The organism is Aquibium microcysteis, assembly GCF_014495845.1.
In the GTDB taxonomy this organism is placed as follows: domain Bacteria; phylum Pseudomonadota; class Alphaproteobacteria; order Rhizobiales; family Rhizobiaceae; genus Aquibium; species Aquibium microcysteis.
Map to the genome: position 1 here is coordinate 134,900 of NZ_CP061080.1, position 20,101 is coordinate 155,000.

The window sequence follows — 20,101 nt, forward strand, 5'->3', positions numbered from 1 at the left end:
ACGATTCCCCTTTGATTTCGCGGACGCGCTTTGCCAAAACCGCCGCAACGACAATCCGCTGCCTTTCGCAGCCAGGGAGGACATGACATGAACCAGCGCACGCCCGGTTTCGACACGCTCGCCATCCACGCGGGCGCCCAGCCCGACCCTGCCACCGGCGCACGCGCCACGCCGATCTACCAGACGACGTCCTTCGTCTTCGACGACGCCGACCATGCCGCCTCGCTGTTCGGGCTGAAGGCCTTCGGCAACATCTACACCCGCATCATGAACCCGACGCAGGCCGTGCTCGAGGAGCGCGTCGCCGCGCTCGAGGGCGGCACCGCGGCGCTCGCCACCGCGTCCGGCCATGCGGCGCAGCTTCTCGTGTTCCACACGATCATGCAGCCCGGCGCCAACTTCGTGGCCGCCAACAAGCTCTATGGCGGTTCGATCAACCAGTTCGGCCATGCCTTCAAGAACTTCGACTGGCGCGTGCGCTGGGCCGACGCCGGCGACCCGGCCTCGTTCGAGGCGCAGATCGACGGCGACACCCGCGCCATCTTCGTCGAGAGCCTCGCCAACCCCGGCGGCACCTTCGTCGACATCGAGAAGATCGGCGACGTCGCGCGCAAGCACGGCCTGCCGCTGATCGTCGACAACACCATGGCCTCGCCCTACCTGCTGCGTCCGATCGAGCACGGTGCCGACGTCGTCATCCATTCGCTGACCAAGTTCCTCGGCGGCCACGGCAATTCCATGGGCGGCGCCATCGTCGACGGCGGTACCTTCGACTGGTCGAAGAGCGGCAACTATCCGATGCTGTCGCAGCCGCGGCCCGAATATGCCGGCCTCGTCCTGCACGAGACCTTCGGCAACTTCGCCTTCGCCATCGCCTGCCGCGTGCTCGGCCTGCGCGATTTCGGCCCGTCGATCTCGCCCTTCAACGCCTTCATGATCCTGCAGGGCATCGAAACCCTGTCGCTGAGGATGCAGCGCCATTGCGAGAACGCCCTGAAAGTGGCGACCTGGCTGAAGCAGCATCCGAAGGTCGCCTGGGTCTCCTATCCCGGCCTGCCCGACGATCCGAACCACGCGATGATGAAGAAATATTCGCCCAACGGCGCGGGCGCCGTCTTCACCTTCGGCCTGAAGGGCGGCTACGAGGCGGGCGTCAAGGTGGTCGAGGGCGTCGAGCTGTTCTCGCATCTGGCCAACATCGGCGACGTCCGCTCGCTGATCATCCACCCGGCCTCCACCACCCACCGCCAGCTGACCGACGAGCAGAAGGTCGCGGCCGGCGCCGGCCCCGACACCATCCGCCTGTCGGTCGGCATCGAAAGCGCCGAGGACATCGTGGCCGACCTGGAACAGGCGCTGGCGAAGGCCTGAGCCGGTGGCGCTCTTCGTCGCCGTCGACGTCGCGGGCGTGGAGCCGGAGGAGGGCGCTCCGGCGCCCGACCGGCTGCTCGCCGGCGACCCGTGCTTCACCACCTGGAACGTCGAGGAAGCGGACGGCGGCCTCTACGCCGGCATCTGGCAGTCGACGCCCGGCAAGTGGCGCATCGTCTACGACGAATGGGAATTCTGCCACATCCTCTCCGGCGTCTCGGTGATCGCCGAGGACGGCGGCGCGGCTCGCACGGTCAGGGCCGGCGACAGCTTCGTGCTCAGGCCCGGGTTCAGGGGGACCTGGGAAGTCGTTGAAACGACCCGCAAGGAATATGTGATCAGGGTGTAGCATCGGGTCGATGAGGAGGGGGCAGTGCCGACCGTTCTGCGCGATGGCGGCTACAGGTTCTTCTTCTTCAGCCGCAAAGATGACGAGCCGCCGCATATCCATGTCGAGCATGGCGACAAGCTCGCGAAACTCTGGCTCGACCCGGTCGAGCTCGCCTCCGCAAGACGCTTTCGAACGCACGAACTTGGAGCATTGCGCCTGCTGGTGATGGAGTATCGCGAACGCTTCCCGGAGGCTTGGGATGAACATTTTGGCGACTGAAGACACCGCGAAGGTCGTGGATGTCAGCGTGTCGGACACGACCCTGAAAGTCAGCCTCGACGACGGCCGCGAAATGACTGTTCCGCTCGAATGGTTTCCCCGCCTGCGCGATGCCTCAGCCGCGCAACGCGCCAACTGGCGCCTGATCGGAACGGGCGAGGGCATGCACTGGCCGGACGTCGACGAGGACATCTCCGTGGCCGGGCTGCTGCGCGGCCGCATGACCGGGCGGTCGAAGAAGCGGGCGGCCTGAGCGTCTTCGCGCTGGCCATTCGTGGCGCGTCGCCCCGCCTCACCATTCCACCACCAGACGTTCCAAGCGCGAAAGCGCGTGTTGTTGCGGTGGCCGGCAGTTCGGCGTTCAACAGGCATGGCCGCGGCCTGAAAAGCTTAGACCGAGCGAACGCCGGCCGACCGTATTGACAATGTGGATACGCGACTGCATATCCCTGTCATGACGCGCGTGCCTTCTCCCCGAAGCCCTGTTTTGGACGACGTCGCGGTCGCCGAGCGATCGACCGAGACGAAGGGGAGCATCAATCTGCGGATCGAGGCGAACACCCGCCAGCTCATCGACGATGCGGCGGCTGTGCTGGGCAAGACCCGCACCGAGTTCATGGTCGAAACCGCCCGCCGGGAGGCGATCGACGTGCTGCTCGACCAGCGGCTGTTCGTGCTGGACCCCGAGCGCTACGGCGCCTTCATGCACGCCCTCGACAACCCGCCCGCACCCGGGCCGAAGCTGCGGTCGCTGCTGCGCCGCGTGCCGGCATGGCAGAAATAGGCGAGGCATCGCGGGGCGGCGAGAACGGTCTTTCGGCTCCCGTCCCTCTCACGGCGGACCATGATCCGTCCGAATTCGACTGCGGCGAGCCGGCGCTGAACGACTGGCTGCGTCACCGGGCGCTGAAGAACGAAAGCCGCTTCTCGCGCACCTACGTGGTGTGCGAGGGCAATCGCGTCGTGGGCTATTTCTGCATTTTGGCCGGAGCGGTGGAGCGCGGTGCGGCACCCAGCAGGGTTCGACGCAATGCGCCCGATACGATCCCGGTTTCGGTGATCGGGCGTCTGGCGGTCGACAAGGCGCATGCCGGGAAAGGCCTCGGCACCGATATCCTGTCGGATGCGCTGCGGCGGATCGCCCTGGCCTCCCGGAGCATCGGCATCGGCGCCGTGCTCGTCCATGCGAAGGACGATGCCGCCAGGCGCTTCTATCGTCGCTGCGCCGAATTCATCGAGTACCCCGACGACAGCCGGACGCTGTTCCTGCCGATCGAGACCGTCGTCGCTGCGTTGAGCCCGGACTGAGCGGACGCCAAACGCCCCGCCTCACCATTCCACCACCAGACGTTCCAGCCCGTGAAAATGGTAGACGTCGCGGTAGGCGGGTGTTTCGGCGAGGCGCAGGCCGGGCAGGCGGGCGAACAGCACCTTCAGCGCCACCTGCAGTTCCAGCCGCGCCAGCGGTGCGCCGATGCAGAAATGGATGCCGGCGCCGAAGGTGACGTTCTTCTGGTCGCTGCGCCCCGGGTCGAAGCGGCGCGGTTCGACGAAGGCGTCGGGGTCGGTGTTGGCGGCGCCGAGCAGCAGCGCCACCTGCTCGCCGGGCTGCAGCACGATGCCCGGCTCGATCTCGACCGTCTCGTAGGCGAAGCGGGTGAACATGTGCAGCGGCGCGTCGAAGCGCAGGCACTCCTCGACCGTCGCCTCCGTGGCCGCCGGATCGCCGAAGAAGCGGCGCGGGTCGCCGCCCTCTCCGAGGATCGTCCTCACCGCATTGCCCGTCTGGTGGACGGTGGCCTCGTGGCCGGCGTTGAGCAGCAGGATGACCGACGTGATCAGTTCGTCCTCGGACAGCCGCTCGCCGCCGTCGCTGGCCGAGATCAGCAGGCTGAGCAGGTCGTCGCCGGGCGCGGCGCGGCGGCGGCCGACATAGTCCCGGAGATAGTCCGCGAACGCCCGCGCCGCCGCATTGGCGTCCTCCTGGACCGTGCGGGACGGGCGGTGCGTATACATCCGCACCATCCGGTTCGACCAGTCGACCAGTTGCGGCCCCATGGCGACGGGCACGCCCAGCATCTCGGCGATGACCGTCACCGGGATCGGCGTCGCGAAGGCCGGCAGCAGATCGATCCGGCGCTCCGCCGCGAAGCCATCGACGAGCCCGTGCGCCAGCGCCTCCACCCGCGGCCGCAGCCGCTCGATCTGGCGCGAGACGAAGGCGCGGTTGACGAGGCCGCGCAGCCGCGTGTGGACGGGCGGCTCGCGTTCGAGCAGGGAGTGGCGCTCGATGCCGTCGAAATCGGCCAGATGCTCGCGACCGGGGGCGTCCAGCATCGGCGGCCCCCAGCGGTTCTCGCGGCCGAAGCGGCGGTCGCGCAGGAACCGGTTCACCGCCTCGTAGCCGGAGAGGCACCACAGGCCGTAGTCTTCCCAGAAGAAGGTCGGGCAGACGGCCTGGACGGCGGCATAGGCCGGGTAGGGGTCCTGGACGAAGAGGGGATCGCGCGGCGACAGCCGCAGCCGCTTCAGATCCGGGTCGAGCGAGAATGACGGGGAAACCATCGTCGTGCCTCCGATGCCTCAGAGCGCGTGAATCGATCGAGGATGCGAAAGAATGACCACTGAAATCCTGGGGATTTTCGGCTCAAGCGGCGCGGAAACGGGCATTCTCTCACATCCTCTCAGTCGATCGATCGGAAAAGCCGCGGCCAGTCGGCGATGAATGCGTCCCGGGTGCGCAGGCCGGGCGAGCCCCTCCTTGCGGTCTCGTCCTGGTCCAGGCGCGCGAAGACGACGCGGCGGCCGTCGCGTTCGGCCCAGCCCACGTACCAGCCCCAGCCGCGCGACCGGTCGAAGGAGCCGTCGGCGCGGCGGGGATAGGCCCCGCCGGTCTTGCCGTGCAACATCCATCCGTCCGGCAGCGCACGCTGCTCCACGATCGACGCCGCCTTGTCCATCGCTTCCGCCGACACCGGCAGCGTCCGGCTGACGAGGCGCGACAGGAAGGCGACCTGTTCGTTCGGCGAGATCTCCAGCGACGAGGCGATCCAGCTGCGCTCGAGACCGTTGTCCTGCCCCCGATCGCCCGAGAAGTCGGCATTGCCGTAGGAGAGGGCGCGCCCGTAACGAACGAGTTCATCGGCGCCCATGCGGAGCGCGATCTGCTGCGAGTACCAGACCACCGAGTGCTTCATCCACGCGGCCGGGTCGGTCGTCTGCCGCCATGCCGCACCGCCCCAGTCGACATAGCCCGCCCTGTAGGGCCAGGCCGGCGAGCGCGCGTCCGTCAGAATGCCGGCATCGTAGGCCATGACCGCCAGAGCGACCTTGAACGTCGAGGCGGGGGTCGCACGCCTGTCGCAGTCCCCTTCGGCAAACAGGGCGGCTCCGGTGTCCGGCCGCGCGAGCACCGTGCATATTGTCCTCGCCGCCGAAGGCTGCGAAAGAAGCGTCATCGCGAGCGTGAAGGCTGCGGTGGCGGCAAGCCTCATGCCGATCCTCTCCTCGTTCCCTGCCGGCCCGGTGGACCACAAGACGGGTCGGAATGGAAGACGCGGCGGGATCGTTACGGCTTCGATCGCGGACCCGGCCCGGATTGGAGAACGGACAATGGACGTCATCGTCGTCGGCGCGGGCATCTCGGGCCTCTGCACGGCCTGGTCGCTGGTCAGGCGCGGCCATGCCGTGACGCTGGTCGAACAAGGCAGGATCCCCAATCCGCTCGCGGCCTCCGGCGACCATCACCGCATCATCCGCCGCGCCTACCCCTCGGCCACCGGCTATGGCCGCGCGATCACGGAAGCCTACGCGGCCTGGGACGAGCTCTGGGCAGACCTCGGCGAGAGCCATCTCGATCCGCGCGGCTTCCTCTGCGTCTCGCGCGAGCCGGGCGACGAGGCCGAGGACTATCTCGAAGGCCTGAAGGCGGGCGGGTTTCCGTTCGAACTGCTGTCTCCCGACGATGCTGCCGCGCGCTGGCCGTTCCTCGACGCGGCGTCCATGCGCTATGCCTACGTCTCGCCCGAAGGCGGCGCCCTGCACTGCCGGCGCATCGCCGAGGGGCTCGCTGCGTGGCTGAGGGCCAATGGCGCGACCTTGCTCGAGGAGAGCCGCGTGGCCGCGGTGGAGGCGGACGCCGGCGCCGTGACGCTGGCCGACGGACGAAGGCTTTCGGCAGACCGCGTCGTCGTCGCCGCCGGCGCCTGGGTCACGAAACTCTTCCCGGACCTCGCTTCCGACCTCGCCACCTATCGCACCGCCGTGGTCTATCTCGATCCGCCGGCCGACCTGAAGGCGGCATGGGAGGCGGCGCCGGTGATCCTCGACGTCGGCGGGAAGACCGACGGCTACATCATCCCGCCGTCCGGGCAGGGCGGGCTGAAGTTCGGCTCCGGCCTGCACAAGTTCGCCTCCGCCGACGCGGACGCGCACCGCGAGCCTGCGGCGGGGGAGGGCGAGGCGATCCGCGACCTGTTCGCGCCGCCGATGGTGCGGATCGGGGAGTACCGCGTCGCGGCCGTCGTCACCTGCGCCTACACCTTCACGGCCGACGAACGGTTCTTCGCCACCGAGCGGGGCCGCTGCCTCGTCGTCTCGGCCTGCTCCGGACACGGCTACAAGTTCGGCGCCGCCGTCGGTCGCCGCGTGGCGGCGCATGTCGAGACGCCCGACCTTCCCGGCCTCGTTTCGTGGCTGCGGGCGGAGGCGGCGTAAACCATTTCGCCGGTTTCGGCCGACCGAGGGTGTCGAACCCTTGCGCTGCCCCGATTCCCCACCTTATCTAGCTCCGACCTGTCCCTTGCCGATTCTGCGGTTTCATGCGCCCGAATCGATCCCACGAAGGAAACGACCCATGCGAAATCCCGTCGAAACCGCGATGAACCTCGTGCCCATGGTCGTCGAGCAGACGAACCGCGGCGAGCGCGCCTACGACATCTTCTCGCGCCTGCTCAAGGAGCGCATCATCTTCATCACGGGCCCGATCGAGGACGGCATGGCGACGCTGGTCTGCGCCCAGCTTCTCTTCCTCGAGGCCGAGAACCCGAAGAAGGAGATCTCGCTCTACATCAACTCGCCCGGCGGCGTGGTGACGAGCGGCATGGCGATCTACGACACCATGCAGTTCATCAAGCCGGCGGTCGCGACCCTGTGCATCGGCCAGGCCGCCTCGATGGGCTCTCTGCTCCTGTGCTCGGGCCACAAGGACATGCGCTTCGCGACGCCGAACGCCCGCATCATGGTGCACCAGCCCTCGGGCGGCTTCTCCGGCCAGGCGTCCGACATCGAGCGCCACGCGCTGGACATCATCAAGCTGAAGCGCCGCCTCAACGAGGTCTATGTCGAGCACACCGGCCAGGACTACGAGACGATCGAGCGCACCCTTGACCGCGACCATTTCATGACGTCGGACGAGGCGCGCGCCTTCGGCCTGATCGACAAGGTCATCTCGACCCGTGAGGCCCTCGAGGGTCCTTCCGCGGCGTGACGCCGTCTTTCCACAGCCCTTTTGGGTCGGTGCCGCAATTTTGAAGCATTCTGCGGCATTTCTGTCACAAAGGGGTGTTCCCACGGGAAAGCCGGCATCCTACGTTAAGCCTCTGTTGAGTTTCGGGGGACTAGCGTCGACCGACACGGGCGAATCATTGCGGCACCCCGCGTTTTGTGTTTCGCTCGCGGGCGTCCGGCCCCTTCATCGGGAGCAGGGCGCGGCGCATCGACCTGCGGGAACCGACGCGGCACTCCGGACGGTCCGGCGACCGGACGGCAGGGACTGAAAGGACTGAAGGGCATGAGCAAAATCGGAAACAGCGGCGGCGGCGACTCCAAGAACACGCTCTACTGCTCTTTCTGCGGCAAGAGCCAGCATGAGGTGCGCAAGCTGATCGCCGGACCGACGGTCTTCATCTGCGACGAGTGCGTCGAGCTCTGCATGGACATCATCCGCGAGGAGAACAAGACCTCGATGGTGAAGTCCCGCGAGGGCGTGCCGACCCCGCAGGAGATCCTGAAGGTCCTCGACGACTACGTGATCGGCCAGCCCTACGCCAAGCGCGTGCTGTCGGTGGCGGTGCACAATCACTACAAGCGCCTGGCCCACGCCTCGAAGAGCAACGACGTCGAACTGGCGAAGTCGAACATCCTGCTGATCGGCCCGACGGGCTGCGGCAAGACGCTGCTCGCCCAGACGCTGGCCCGCATCATCGACGTGCCGTTCACGATGGCGGATGCGACGACGCTCACCGAAGCCGGCTATGTCGGCGAGGACGTCGAGAACATCATCCTGAAGCTGCTCCAGTCGGCCGACTACAACGTCGAGCGGGCGCAGCGCGGCATCGTCTACATCGACGAGATCGACAAGATCAGCCGCAAGTCGGACAACCCCTCGATCACCCGCGACGTGTCGGGCGAGGGTGTCCAGCAGGCGCTGCTCAAGATCATGGAGGGCACGACGGCCTCCGTGCCGCCGCAGGGCGGCCGCAAGCACCCGCAGCAGGAGTTCCTGCAGGTGGACACCACCAACATCCTGTTCATCTGCGGCGGCGCCTTTGCCGGCCTCGACCGGATCATCTCCGACCGTGGCCGCAAGACGTCGATCGGCTTCGCCGCCAACGTCGCCTCGCCGGAGGATCGCCGCACCGGCGAACTCTTCCGCCAGGTCGAGCCGGAGGACCTCTTGAAGTTCGGGCTGATCCCGGAATTCGTTGGCCGTCTGCCGGTGCTGGCGACCCTCGAGGATCTCGACGAGCCGGCGCTGATCCAGATCCTGACCGAGCCGAAGAACGCGCTGGTCAAGCAGTACCAGCGGATGTTCGAGATGGAGAACGTGGAGCTGACCTTCCACGAGACGGCGCTGTCGGCGATCGCCAAGCGCGCCATCGAGCGCAAGACCGGCGCCCGCGGCCTGCGGTCGATCATGGAGGCGATCCTGCTCGACACCATGTTCGAACTGCCGGCGCTGGATGGCGTCCAGGAAGTGGTCATCTCCGACGACGTGGTCACCGGCAAGGCGCGACCGCTCTACATCTATGCCGAGCCCAAGAAGGAAAAGGCCAGCGCGACGGCGTGACCCCTTCCATGGCTCCGGGATCGGAAAAAGGCGCCGTCTCACCGGCGCCTTTTTCCGTTGGGGCCTGCCGCGGCGGCATGGACCCGCGGTCCCGTGCGGTGTCGACGGGGGCAGCCCTTGATCTTTCGGTTCGGGAGTTCCAACTAACGATTCATCAGGCGGCAGGCCGCTCCGTGCTACTTTCCTCCCACACCCTCGCGGGCATAGGCGGATCGGCCCGCAGCCGTTAATATGAGATTCGCGGTTGGCTCATGGCGGCCGCGAAGTGAAAGGCAAATCGATGTCCAACACCACTCGCTCCACAGGCACGGCCGGCGCAAGCGTCTACGCGGTTCTTCCGCTGCGCGACATCGTCGTGTTCCCGCACATGATCGTCCCGCTCTTCGTCGGTCGCGAGAAGTCGATCAAGGCCCTCGAGGAGGTCATGGGTGCCGACAAGCAGATCCTGCTCGCCACCCAGAAGAACGCCTCGGACGACGATCCGGAGCCGGATGCGATCTACGAGATCGGCACGCTCGCCAACGTGCTGCAGCTGCTCAAGCTTCCCGACGGCACCGTGAAGGTGCTGGTGGAGGGAACCGCGCGCGCGCGCATCGCCACCTTCACCGACCGCGCGGACTTCCACGAGGTGCGGGCGGCCATCCTGCCGGAGCCGGACGAAGAGGAGGTCGAGGTCGAGGCGCTGGCCCGGTCGGTGGTCTCGGATTTCGAGAACTACGTCAAGCTGAACAAGAAGATCTCCCCGGAGGTCGTGGGTGCGGTCGGACAGATCGACGACTACTCCAAGCTCGCCGACACCATCGCCTCGCATCTCGCCATCAAGATCCCCGAGAAGCAGGAGATGCTCGCCACCCTCTCCGTCAAGGAGCGGCTCGAGAAGGCGATGGGCTTCATGGAGGCCGAGATCTCCGTGCTGCAGGTCGAGAAGCGCATCCGCTCGCGCGTCAAGCGCCAGATGGAGAAGACCCAGCGCGAGTACTACCTCAACGAGCAGATGAAGGCGATCCAGAAGGAGCTCGGCGAGGGCGAGGACGGCCGCGACGAGGCCGCCGAGATCGAGGAGCGGATCAAGAAGACCAAGCTCACCAAGGAAGCGCGCGAGAAGGCGAATGCGGAGCTGAAGAAGCTGCGCTCGATGTCGCCGATGTCGGCGGAGTCCACGGTGGTGCGCAACTATCTCGACTGGCTGCTGTCGATCCCGTGGGGCAAGAATTCCAAGGTCAAGCAGGACCTGGGATTTGCCCAGGACGTGCTCGACACGGATCATTTCGGCCTCGACAAGGTCAAGGACCGCATCGTCGAGTACCTCGCCGTGCAGAGTCGCCAGAAGAAGCTGAAGGGTCCGATCCTGTGCCTCGTCGGCCCTCCCGGCGTCGGCAAGACCTCGCTCGGCAAGTCGATCGCCAAGGCGACCGGCCGCGAGTTCGTGCGCATGGCGCTCGGCGGCGTGCGTGACGAGGCCGAGATCCGCGGTCACCGCCGCACCTATATCGGTTCGATGCCCGGCAAGGTCATCCAGTCGATGAAGAAGGCGAAGAAGTCGAATCCGCTCTTCCTGCTCGACGAGATCGACAAGATGGGCATGGACTTTCGCGGCGACCCGTCGTCCGCCCTGCTGGAGGTGCTCGACCCGGAGCAGAACGCGACCTTCATGGACCACTACCTCGAGGTCGAGTACGACCTGTCGAGCGTCATGTTCGTGACGACCGCCAACACGCTGAACATCCCGCCGGCGCTGATGGATCGCATGGAGATCATCCGCATTGCGGGCTACACCGAGGACGAGAAGGTCGAGATCGCCAAGCGGCACCTGCTGCCCAAGGCGGTGCGCGACCACGCGCTTCAGCCGAAGGAGTTCTCGGTCACCGACGAGGCGATCCGCGCGGTGATCCAGACCTACACCCGGGAAGCCGGCGTGCGCAGCCTCGAGCGTGAGCTGATGAAGCTTGCGCGCAAGGCCGTGACCGAGATCCTGAAGACCAAGAAGCCCGCGGTGGACATCACCAGGGACAATCTGTCCGACTATCTCGGCGTGCCGCGCTTCCGCTACGGCCAGGTCGAGGGCGAGGATCAGGTCGGCGTGGTCACGGGTCTCGCCTGGACGGAGGTCGGCGGCGAATTGCTGACGATCGAAGGCGTCATGATGCCCGGCAAGGGCAAGATGACCGTCACCGGCAACCTGAAGGACGTGATGAAGGAGTCCATCTCGGCTGCCGCGTCCTATGTCCGGTCGCGGGCGATCGACTTCGGCATCGAGCCGCCGCTGTTCGACAAGCGCGACATCCACGTGCATGTGCCGGAAGGGGCGACGCCGAAGGACGGCCCGTCGGCCGGCGTGGCCATGGTCACCGCCATCGTCTCGGTGCTGACCGGCATTCCGGTGCGCGCCGACGTGGCGATGACGGGCGAGATCACGCTGCGCGGTCGCGTCCTGCCGATCGGCGGCCTGAAGGAGAAGCTGCTCGCCGCGCTGCGCGGCGGCATCAAGAAGGTGCTGATCCCCGAGGAGAACGCCAAGGACCTTGCCGACATCCCCGACAACGTGAAGAGCGGGATGGAGATCATTCCGGTCAGCCGCGTCGGCGAGGTGCTCCAGCATGCCCTCCAGCGCATGCCCGAGGCGATCGAATGGGTGGAGCCGGTCGAGCCCGCCAAGAAGGCGGCCGGCGAGGATGCCGCATCCGCCACGATGGCGCACTGAGGCGCTCCTCGAACCGAAAAACGCGAAAGGCCGGACGAAAGTCCGGCCTTTCTGCGTTCCGGACCCCAAAAAACCGCGGAATTGCGCGGTTCCGGGGCTTTTCAGACTTGGTTGCTGCACATGTTCTCAATAAAGTCGCCGCGCGGCCGTCGAGTCGCAGACAATGCGGTCAAGATAATAAAATGAGGTTTTCATGAACAAGAACGAACTCGTATCGGCCGTGGCGGAGGCAGCCAAGCTGTCGAAGTCGGACGCGCAGTCGGCGGTGGAGGCCGTGTTTTCGGTCATCACCAACGAGCTCAAGAGCGGCGGCGACGTTCGCCTGGTGGGCTTCGGCAATTTCGAAGTGGCCAAGCGTGAGGCCTCGACGGGCCGCAATCCTCAGACGGGCGAGCCGGTCCAGATTCCCGCCCGCAACGTGCCGAAGTTCTCGGCCGGCAAGGGCCTCAAGGACGCCGTCAACGCCTGATCTGCCCCAGACGTCTGCGAAAGGCCGGGCGCGTCCCGGCTTTTCTCTTTTCGGGACGGGGACAGATATCCAACCGGCCGGAGAAGGACCTCAGCAGAGCGGCGACCAGCCGCCGTCCTCCCGCCGCTGCAGAAGCGGGCTGCGCATTGCGCCATGCACCTTGCCCGGAAGCGACGGGTCGATCGCATCGAGAGAGGCCCACCAGCGCTGCGTCTGCAGCATGGCGAAGACGAGCGCGACGGGTTCGATGTCGGCCTTCGACAGAAGCGAAAGCACCGCCCGCATCGACGCGCCGGAACTGATCACGTCGTCGACCACCGCCACGCGCCTGTCGCGCAGTAGCGGCAGCATCCGCGGGTCGAGGTAGAGGCGCTTCACCTGTTCCGGGCTCGTGATCGACGACATCGGCGCCGACAGGCCCTCGTCGTACCAGAACTTGCGCGAGGTCCCGAGAGCGACCATGCGGGAATGCCCGAGCCTTCGCGCCACCGCATTGGCGAGCGGCAGCCCGAGCGTCGGCACGCCGATCACCATTTCGGCGCCGAGCGGCTGCAGCGCCTGCGTCATCGCATCGGCCAGCGCATCCTCCACGGCGAAGCTCGCCTGGTTGACGATGAGGGATGCGACGGCCCGCGAACCGTCGCCTGGCAGGACGCGGATCGGAAGCGCGATCTGACGGCCGTCCGGCAATTCGGCCGGGAAGAGGTCGCGGTAGCCGCCGGCAGGGTCCTGCGCGAAGGTCGCGGGCGGGTGGACGACCTGCCAGAACTCATGGGGCGCGAGTGACACGACCAGCCTTTCTGCTAGAAAACAGCGTTGGACGACAGGTGGATGAAGCCGGCGCAGCCCGGCAGGCGGAGTGTAGTGATGGCGCGTGCGGATGACCACATCGACGATATCGATTTGCTCGCCGGACTGCGCCGTGACCTGCATGCCCATCCCGAACTCGGCTTCGAGGAGGAGCGGACCAGCCGCATCGTCCGCGAACGTCTCGAGGAAGCGGGCATCGCGGTGACGGCGGGCCTCGGCGGCACCGGCCTCGTCGGGACGCTGCAGGCCGGCAACGGCCACCGGCGGATTGCGCTGCGCGCCGACATGGATGCGCTCGCCATGCGCGAGACGGCGGCCGACCGGCCGCATCGCTCGACCGTCGACGGCCGTATGCATGCCTGCGGCCATGACGGACATACGGTGATGCTGCTCGGCGCCGCCCGCGCGCTCGCCCGGTCGCGCAGCTTCTCGGGCACGGTCCACTTCGTCTTCCAGCCGGCCGAGGAAGGCCGCGGCGGCGCGCAGGCGATGGTGGCGGACGGCTTCTTCGAGCGCTTTCCCGTCGATGCCGTCTACGGGCTGCACAACATGCCGGGACTCGCCGTCGACGAGATCGCCGTCGTCGAGGGGCCGCAGCTCGCGTCCTCCGACCGCTGGCGCGTGACGTTCCGCGGCGAGGGGACCCATGGCGCCAAACCGCATCTCGGCCGCGATGCCGTCACCGCGGCGGGCCAGTTCCTCACCGCCCTGCACACGATCGTCGCGCGCCGGGTCGATCCGCTGCAGCCTGCCGTCGTCAGCGCCTGCGCGCTGCAGGCGGGTGACTTCGCCGCGCTGAACGTCATCCCCGACGAAGTTGCGATCGGCGGCACCGCCCGCGCCTATTCGGCGCAGGTGAGGGAGCAGGTGGAGGCCGAGATCGGCAGGCTGGCCGAGGGAACGGCCGCCATGTACGGCATCGCTTGCGACTACCGCTACCTGCGCCAGATCCCGCCGGTGATCAACGATCCGGACGCCACCCGCCGCGCGCTCGGCGCGGCACGGTCCGCCGCCGCCACCGTGCGCACCAGCTTCCCGCCTTCGACGGCAGGCGACGACTTCGCCGTGTTTTCCGGCCACGTGCCAGGCTGCTACGTCTGGCTCGGCAACGGCCCGGCCGAGGATGGCGCGCTGCATCACAACAGCCGCTACGATTTCAACGACGCCGCGATCCCGACGGGGGTCCGGTTCTGGACCGCGCTCGTCGAGCAGGAACTCGCAGCCGACGCGCCGTGAGGATCAGCGCCGCGTGAGCCGCTCGGTCAGAAGCGACAGAGCGGCGCCGCCCTCCACCGTGAGCGCGACCGAGACGGGCGGACGCCCGTCGTCGGCCGGCGCGAGGCTTCCGGCATCGCGGGACTGTCCGCAGTCCACCGTCAGCGCCATCGCCTCGCAGCCGAAGAGCTGCGGCGCCATCGCGAAGAGCATCACGCAGGGGTCGTGCAGCGGCCGGCTCTCGCCGCCCGCCGTCGTCTGGAAATAGGCGGCGATCAGATCGGCGGATGCGCGCGACGCTGCCGTCCCTGCCGCGCGCAGATGCTCGACGGTGGCCCGGTCGGCCCGCACCCTGCGCGTCACGTCGAGGGGGATCAGGGTCAGCGGCAGTCCGGCGCCGAGCACCGCTTCGGCGGCTTCCGGGTCGGCCGCCAGGTTGAATTCGGAGCGCGGACCGATGTTGCCGGGCTCGCGGATGGCGCCGCCCATGGCGATGATCCGGCCGATCCGCCGCGCCGCTTCCGGATTGCCGGCCAGAAGCGCGGCGATGTTGGTCAGCGGCCCGAGCGCCAGGAGGTCGACGCTGCCGGCCGGCTGCGCCATCAGCGTGTCGGCAAGCCAGATTGCGGCGTGCCCGGACCGCGGCGGGGCCGACGGTTCCGGGAAGCCGACGCCGCCCAGCCCGTCATTGCCGTGGATTTCGGCGACGTCGAAGCCCTTGCGCGCCAGCGGTCCGGCAGCTCCGGCGATCACCGGCACGGCGCCGCGCCCGGCGAGCGCCAGGATCCGTCCGGCGTTGCGGGTGGTGGTGGCGATGCCGATGTTGCCGGCCACCGTCGTGATGCCGAGGACGTCGAACTCCGGCGATGCCAGCGCCGCCAGAATTGCGACAGCGTCGTCGATCCCCGGGTCGGTGTCGATGATGACGGCGCGAGAACTCACGTCGCTTCCGCCAGGGCCGCGAGGATACGCACCCAGGAGCGGATCCCCTTGTGGAAGCTCGACAGGTCGTATTTCTCGTTCGGGCTGTGGATCCGGTTGTCGAACTTGGCGAAGCCGACGAAGATGGAATCCATGCCGAGCCGGTCCTTGAAGACCGTGGCGATCGGGATCGACCCGCCGGTGCCCGCCACCGCCGCCTCGCAGTCCCATTCCTCCGACAGCGCCTGCAGCGAGCGCTGCAGATAGGCGCTGTCGATCGGCATGACGGTCGCGGCACTCGCCCCGTACCGCTTGAACGTCACGCTGCAGTCGGCCGGCAGCCGGGCCTCGACGTGGCGGCGGAAGGCGGCCGAAATGGCCTCCGGGTCCTGTCCGGCGACGAGCCGGAAGGAGATCTTGGCGCTGGCCTCGGCCGGGATGACCGTCTTGAAGCCCTCGCCGGTGTAGCCGCCCCACATGCCGTTGATCTCGCAGGACGGCCGCGCCCAGACCTGTTCCAGCACCGAGCGACCCGCTTCGCCGGCCGGTATGTCGAGCCCGACATTCTTCAGGAACGCCGCCTCGTCGAAGGGCAGGCGCCGCCAGCGTTCGGCGATTTCGGCCGGAAGCTCGGTGACGCCGTCGTAGAAGCCTTCGATCGCCACCCCGCCATCCGGCGTCCGCAGGCTGGCGACGATGTCGGAGAGAAGCTGCAGCGGGTTGCGCGCGGCATTGCCGAACATGCCCGAATGCAGGTCGCGGTTGGCGCAGCGGATCGTCAGTTCCTCCTGCACGATGCCGCGCAGCATGGTGGTGATGGCAGGCGTGGTGTCGTCCCACATGTCGGTGTCGCAGACGAGCATCACGTCGGCCTTCAGCTCGTCCGCCGCCCGATCGAGGAAGCCGGGCAGGCTGGCGCTGCCCGATTCCTCCTCGCCCTCGAACATTACCGAGACGCGGATCGGCAGCGACCCGGTGACCGCCTTCCAGGCGCGGCAGGCTTCGACGAAGGTCATCAGCTGGCCCTTGTCGTCGGAGGCGCCGCGGGCGACGATCCAGGTGTCCCCGTTCGGCTGCGGCACCAGCGTCGGCTCGAAGGGCGGCGAGTTCCACAGCGCCACCGGATCGACCGGCTGCACGTCGTAATGGCCGTAGAACAGCACGTGGGGGCCTGCGCCGCTCCGGTGGTGGCCCACCACCATCGGATGACCGGGCGTGTCGCGGACCGAGGCGTCGAAGCCGAGGCTTCCCAGATCGGCGGCCAGCCACTCCGCGGTGCGCCGGCAGTCGGCCGCATAGGCCGGATCGGTCGAGATCGACGGGATGCGGATCAGGTCGCAGAGCCGCGCGACGCTGCCCTCGATATGCGCGTCGACGTCGGCGAGCACGGCGTCCAGGCGGGACGGGTCGGTCTTTGGCATGGTGCGCCTCCTTTTTTCGATGTCGTTCGGGATGGCCGGTCGCCGCTGCCCGGTCAAGATGTCGAACCCGGTCCCTGGATGGGCCAGGAGGTCAGCCGGCGGCGTCGATGCGAACCATCTCCGCCTTGAAATGCGAGGCGACCTGCAGCGCGTCGCGCAGCACCTTGCGGCGCTCGAGCGTCGCGACGTCCCGATCCCGCATCACCCAGCGTCCCGCCACCATGACGTCGGACACGTCGGCGGGCATGCCCGCGAAGACCAGCGTGGCGTAGATGTCGTAGATCGGCTGCAGGCGCGGGGCCGACAGGTCGATGCGAACGAGATCGGCCTGCTTGCCGGGCTCCAGCGAGCCGATGCGCGCGTCGAGCCCCAGCACCTTCGCGCCCTCGATCGTCGCCATGCGGATCACCTCGAGCGCCGGCATCGGCTTGCGCGAGTGGCCGGCGAGCTTCTGGAACATCGACACGGGGCCGAACTGCGAGAACAGGTCGAGCGTGTTGCCGCTCATCGGCCCGTCGGTCGCCACACCGACCGGGATGCCGGCCGCGCGCATGGCCTCCACCGGTGCGATGCCGCGGCCGGCCTTGGCGTTGGAGCGGGCATTGTGCGCCACGCATACGCGGGCATGCGCCATCTTCTCGATGTCGGAAGCATTCACGTGCAGGCAGTGGGCGCAGATCAGGCCCGGGCGCAGCAGCCCCGCTTTCTCCACAACCTCGACCGGGCGCAGGCCGTGATGCTTCGTGCACCAGTCCATCTCCGAATCCATCTCGGCGAGATGGATCTGCACCGGCACGCCGGGATGATCGTCGGCCCAGCGCGACACCCGGTTCATCACGGCGATGTCGGTCGAATAGGGCGCGTGCGGGGCGATCGAGGCGATCACGCGGTCGTGGCCCGAGAACTCGGCGACCAGTTCTTCGGTGAGGGCGAAGCCGCCGTCGATGTCGGCGTGGTCCGGCGGGTCGAAATCGGCGATGGTCTGGCCGACCACGCCGCGGATGCCGGCCTTGTCGACGACGCGTCCGACTTCGGTCTCGAAATAGTACATGTCGGCGACCGTGGTGACGCCGGCCTGGATCAGTTCGAGCGCGGCCAGCGCCGTGCCGGCGCGCACCATCTCGCGGGTGACGAACTTGCGCTCCAGCGGCAGGACGTAGCGGTAGAGCCGGTCGTCGACGTCCTCGCCGAGGCCGCGAAACAGCGTCATCGCCATGTGGCAGTGCGGATTGACCATGCCCGGCATGACGACGTCGCCGCCGCAGTCGATGATCGCGGCGCCGTCGACGACCGGCGCGGGGCCGCTGCCGGTGGCGGTGATGGTGGTGCCGTCGACCCGCACCCAGCCGTTTTCGATCACCGGCATGTCGGGCGTGCAGGGGAGGAGGGTGGCGTTGGCGAGGATGAGGGTCACAGGTGGGCTCCGGTGAAGGCGTCAGTTGGTGCTCTACGGCGCCCCCCTCTGCCCTGCCGGGCATCTCCCCCACGAGGGGGGAGATCGGCAGCCTGAACGTCGGCGCTCCTTCTACGCCGATGGAAATTGGTGAGGTCGGACGCGAAAGCCGATCTCCCCCTTCGTGGGGGAGATGTCCGGCAGGACAGAGGGGTGCGCGAAGGAACGATTGCTTCCAGTACGATCCTCACCGCCCTACGCCTCCCGCAGCACGCAGCACTGGTCGGGCACCGGCACCAGCCGCGCCGTGCTGCCCGGTTCCAGCGGGGTCGACAGCGCGCCGTTGGCGACGAGATGCCCCGCCGCCGTCTCGCACTGGTACTGGTAGGCGCGGCCGAGATAGGTCCTGAGCCCCAGCGTCGCCGGAATGCCTTCGCTGCCCGGGCCGGACGTCACGGCCAGCCCGTCCGGGCGGGTGGCCAGGGTGAAGGCGTCGGGAATGGCGCCGAACCGCTCCTGCGACAGGCTGAGCCGCGCGCCGCCGGCCGCCTCCGCCGTGACGCTGTCGCCGTCGCGGGCGACCGCGCGCATGGGAATGAGGTTCTCGAAGCCGACGAAGCGGGCCACGAAGGCATTGGCCGGGCGCTGGTAGAGCACCTCCGGCGTATCGAACTGCATGATGCGTCCGGCATTCATGATCGCCACCCGGTCGGAGATCGAGAAGGCCTCCTCCTGGTCGTGCGTGACGTAGACCGAGGTCGTGCCGTTGGCGCGCTGCAGCTGGCGGATCTCGACGCGCATGTCGACGCGCAGCTTGGCGTCGAGGTTCGACAGCGGCTCGTCGAACATCAGGAGCGGCGGCTCGATGACCAGCGCGCGGGCGAGTGCCACGCGCTGCTTCTGCCCGCCCGACAGTGCGCCGGGCAGCCGGTCGGCGAGCGGCGACAGGCCGACGCGGTCGAGCATCGCCTTCGCGCGCCTCTCGCGGTCGGCGGAAGCGACCCCGCGCTGCTTGAGGCCGAAGGCGACGTTGTCGAGCACGGAGAGATGCGGAAACAGCGCGTAGTTCTGAAAGACCAGACCGATGTCGCGCCTGTGGGCGGGCAGCCGCGTCAGGTCGCGCCCGCCGAGCCGGATCGTGCCCTTCGTCGGCTCGAGGAAACCCGCGATGAGGCGCAGCGTCGTCGTCTTGCCGCAGCCCGACGCGCCGAGCAGCGAGACGAGCTCGCCCGCGCCGACCGAGAGCGAGAGGTCCTCCAGCACCTTCGTCGAGCCGTAGTGCGCGGTGAGGTCGGAGATGTCGAGAGCCTGGGTCATGCGATGATCATTCGTCTGGCCGGTCACTTGGCGAGGAAGGTGAGGCCGAGCGTGCGCTCCACGATCGCCATGACGGCGACGGTGAGGAACATCAGGAGCACCGACACCGACGCGATGGTGGGGTCGAAGAACTGCTCGACATGGGCGAGGATCTGGATCGGCAGGGTCGAGATGCCCGGGCCGGTGAGGAACAGCGACGTCGAGACGTCGTTGATCGAGGTGATGAAGGCCAGGATGAAGGCCGCGATCACGCCGGCCCGGACGTTGGGCAGCACGATGGTGAAGAAGGTCCTCGCGGGCGGGCTGCCGAGGCTGATCGCCGCCTCCTCGATGGAGAAGTCGAAGGAGGCGAGGCTGGCCGAGATCACCCGCACGCAATAGGGCAGCACGAGCAGGGTGTGGCCGATCAGCAGCGACACGAAGATCGGGACCGAGGCGCCGACGGCGACCGATTTCAGGAGCGAGAAGCCGAGCACGATCTCCGGCACCAGGATCGGCAGCACGAAGACCGTCGACAGCCAGGACGGCAGCTGGATGCGGTAGCGGTTCAGCGCATAGGCCGCCGGAATGCCGATCAGCAGCGCGAGCCCCGTCGACAGGAAGGCCAGCTGCAGGCTGGTGACGATGGTGCGCCGGAAGGCGGTGATCTCAAAGATGTTCTCGAACCAGCGCAGCGACAGGCCCTGCGGCGGGAAGGTCAGGTAGGTCGTGTCGCTGAGCGAGGCGCCGATCACGATGATGAGCGGTCCGACCAGGAAGACGTAGACCAGCGCCGCAATGGCGATGAGGGCAGGGGAGAGGCGC

At 67.9% G+C, this 20,101-nt stretch carries 20 protein-coding genes (1 of these 20 only partly in view); 12 read left to right on the forward strand and 8 right to left on the reverse strand.

What is annotated here, in order from left to right; all coding sequences use genetic code 11:
* The first annotated feature begins 87 nt into the window (after positions 1–87).
* The 6 genes from IAI54_RS00620 (at position 88) to IAI54_RS00645 (ending at position 3,289) form a co-directional block, all read left to right on the forward strand.
* On the forward strand, positions 88–1,371 hold the full coding sequence (locus tag IAI54_RS00620) for an O-acetylhomoserine aminocarboxypropyltransferase (protein ID WP_187970540.1): 1,284 nt from the start codon (positions 88–90) through the stop codon (positions 1,369–1,371).
* Positions 1,372–1,375: 4 nt separating this feature from the next.
* Complete coding sequence (locus IAI54_RS00625) at positions 1,376–1,720, forward strand: cupin domain-containing protein (RefSeq protein WP_187970541.1); 345 nt, start codon at positions 1,376–1,378, stop codon at positions 1,718–1,720.
* A gap of 24 nt (positions 1,721–1,744) precedes the next feature.
* Positions 1,745–1,981, forward strand: a complete 237-nt coding sequence (locus tag IAI54_RS00630; RefSeq protein ID WP_187970542.1) for a DUF4160 domain-containing protein — start codon at positions 1,745–1,747, stop codon at positions 1,979–1,981.
* Positions 1,962–2,234, forward strand: coding sequence for a DUF2442 domain-containing protein (locus IAI54_RS00635; protein WP_187970543.1), 273 nt, complete (start codon positions 1,962–1,964; stop codon positions 2,232–2,234). Before IAI54_RS00630 ends, IAI54_RS00635 begins: the two co-directional genes overlap by 20 nt.
* 201 nt (positions 2,235–2,435) lie before the next feature.
* Entirely contained in the window at positions 2,436–2,765 is a 330-nt protein-coding gene (locus IAI54_RS00640; RefSeq protein ID WP_187970544.1) for a type II toxin-antitoxin system TacA family antitoxin, read from the forward strand.
* The gene (locus IAI54_RS00645; protein WP_187970545.1) at positions 2,753–3,289 is read left to right on the forward strand and encodes a GNAT family N-acetyltransferase; all 537 of its coding nucleotides are present in this window, start codon (positions 2,753–2,755) and stop codon (positions 3,287–3,289) included. The genes IAI54_RS00640 and IAI54_RS00645 overlap by 13 nt, the downstream gene beginning before the upstream one ends.
* A 21-nt stretch (positions 3,290–3,310) precedes the next feature.
* On the opposite strand, the gene IAI54_RS00650 is transcribed toward IAI54_RS00645, so the two are convergent.
* Together IAI54_RS00650 and blaOXA are read right to left on the reverse strand one after the other, a co-directional pair.
* Positions 3,311–4,546 carry a cytochrome P450 gene (locus IAI54_RS00650; protein WP_187970546.1) on the reverse strand — a complete coding sequence of 412 codons (1,236 nt, stop codon included), beginning with the start codon at positions 4,544–4,546 and terminating at the stop codon, positions 3,311–3,313.
* A 119-nt stretch (positions 4,547–4,665) separates the two neighbouring features.
* Positions 4,666–5,475, reverse strand: coding sequence for a class D beta-lactamase (gene blaOXA / locus IAI54_RS00655; protein WP_210321194.1), 810 nt, complete (start codon positions 5,473–5,475; stop codon positions 4,666–4,668).
* A gap of 118 nt (positions 5,476–5,593) precedes the next feature.
* Between blaOXA and IAI54_RS00660 the strand changes: the two genes are divergently transcribed.
* From IAI54_RS00660 to IAI54_RS00680, 5 genes are all read left to right on the forward strand, one after another.
* Entirely contained in the window at positions 5,594–6,697 is a 1,104-nt protein-coding gene (locus tag IAI54_RS00660) for an NAD(P)/FAD-dependent oxidoreductase (protein ID WP_187970547.1), read from the forward strand.
* A 139-nt stretch (positions 6,698–6,836) separates the two neighbouring features.
* Entirely contained in the window at positions 6,837–7,469 is a 633-nt protein-coding gene (locus tag IAI54_RS00665) for an ATP-dependent Clp protease proteolytic subunit (protein ID WP_187970548.1), read from the forward strand.
* 303 nt (positions 7,470–7,772) lie between these two features.
* Positions 7,773–9,050: an ATP-dependent Clp protease ATP-binding subunit ClpX gene (gene clpX / locus IAI54_RS00670; protein ID WP_187970549.1), complete on the forward strand. Its 1,278-nt coding sequence runs from the start codon at positions 7,773–7,775 to the stop codon at positions 9,048–9,050.
* A gap of 280 nt (positions 9,051–9,330) precedes the next feature.
* Complete coding sequence (gene lon / locus IAI54_RS00675) at positions 9,331–11,751, forward strand: endopeptidase La (RefSeq protein ID WP_187970550.1); 2,421 nt, start codon at positions 9,331–9,333, stop codon at positions 11,749–11,751.
* A 193-nt stretch (positions 11,752–11,944) separates the two neighbouring features.
* Entirely contained in the window at positions 11,945–12,220 is a 276-nt protein-coding gene (locus tag IAI54_RS00680; RefSeq protein WP_187970551.1) for an HU family DNA-binding protein, read from the forward strand.
* Positions 12,221–12,310: 90 nt separating this feature from the next.
* Here the strand turns inward: IAI54_RS00680 and IAI54_RS00685 are convergent, their stop codons facing one another.
* A complete protein-coding gene (locus IAI54_RS00685) occupies positions 12,311–13,009 on the reverse strand; it encodes a phosphoribosyltransferase (RefSeq protein ID WP_235679209.1) in 699 nt (232 codons plus the stop codon).
* A 78-nt stretch (positions 13,010–13,087) separates the two neighbouring features.
* Between IAI54_RS00685 and IAI54_RS00690 the strand changes: the two genes are divergently transcribed.
* Positions 13,088–14,266, forward strand: a complete 1,179-nt coding sequence (locus IAI54_RS00690; protein WP_187970552.1) for an amidohydrolase — start codon at positions 13,088–13,090, stop codon at positions 14,264–14,266.
* A gap of 3 nt (positions 14,267–14,269) precedes the next feature.
* On the opposite strand, the gene IAI54_RS00695 is transcribed toward IAI54_RS00690, so the two are convergent.
* From IAI54_RS00695 to IAI54_RS00715, 5 genes are all read right to left on the reverse strand, one after another.
* Positions 14,270–15,187: a nucleoside hydrolase gene (locus IAI54_RS00695; RefSeq protein WP_187970553.1), complete on the reverse strand. Its 918-nt coding sequence runs from the start codon at positions 15,185–15,187 to the stop codon at positions 14,270–14,272.
* Positions 15,184–16,587 carry a dipeptidase gene (locus IAI54_RS00700; protein WP_187970554.1) on the reverse strand — a complete coding sequence of 468 codons (1,404 nt, stop codon included), beginning with the start codon at positions 16,585–16,587 and terminating at the stop codon, positions 15,184–15,186. Before IAI54_RS00700 ends, IAI54_RS00695 begins: the two co-directional genes overlap by 4 nt.
* Before the next feature lie 91 nt (positions 16,588–16,678).
* Positions 16,679–18,001 (reverse strand): amidohydrolase family protein, encoded by a 1,323-nt coding sequence (locus IAI54_RS00705; protein WP_210321195.1) that lies wholly within the window; start codon positions 17,999–18,001, stop codon positions 16,679–16,681.
* Between the two features lie 234 nt (positions 18,002–18,235).
* Positions 18,236–19,297: an ABC transporter ATP-binding protein gene (locus IAI54_RS00710; RefSeq protein ID WP_187970555.1), complete on the reverse strand. Its 1,062-nt coding sequence runs from the start codon at positions 19,295–19,297 to the stop codon at positions 18,236–18,238.
* Between the two features lie 23 nt (positions 19,298–19,320).
* Positions 19,321–20,101, reverse strand: the 3' portion of a protein-coding gene (locus IAI54_RS00715; protein WP_187970556.1) for an ABC transporter permease. 8 nt of this gene lie beyond the right edge of the window; only the last 781 of its 789 coding nucleotides appear in the window; the start codon falls outside the window, past its right edge; its stop codon occupies positions 19,321–19,323.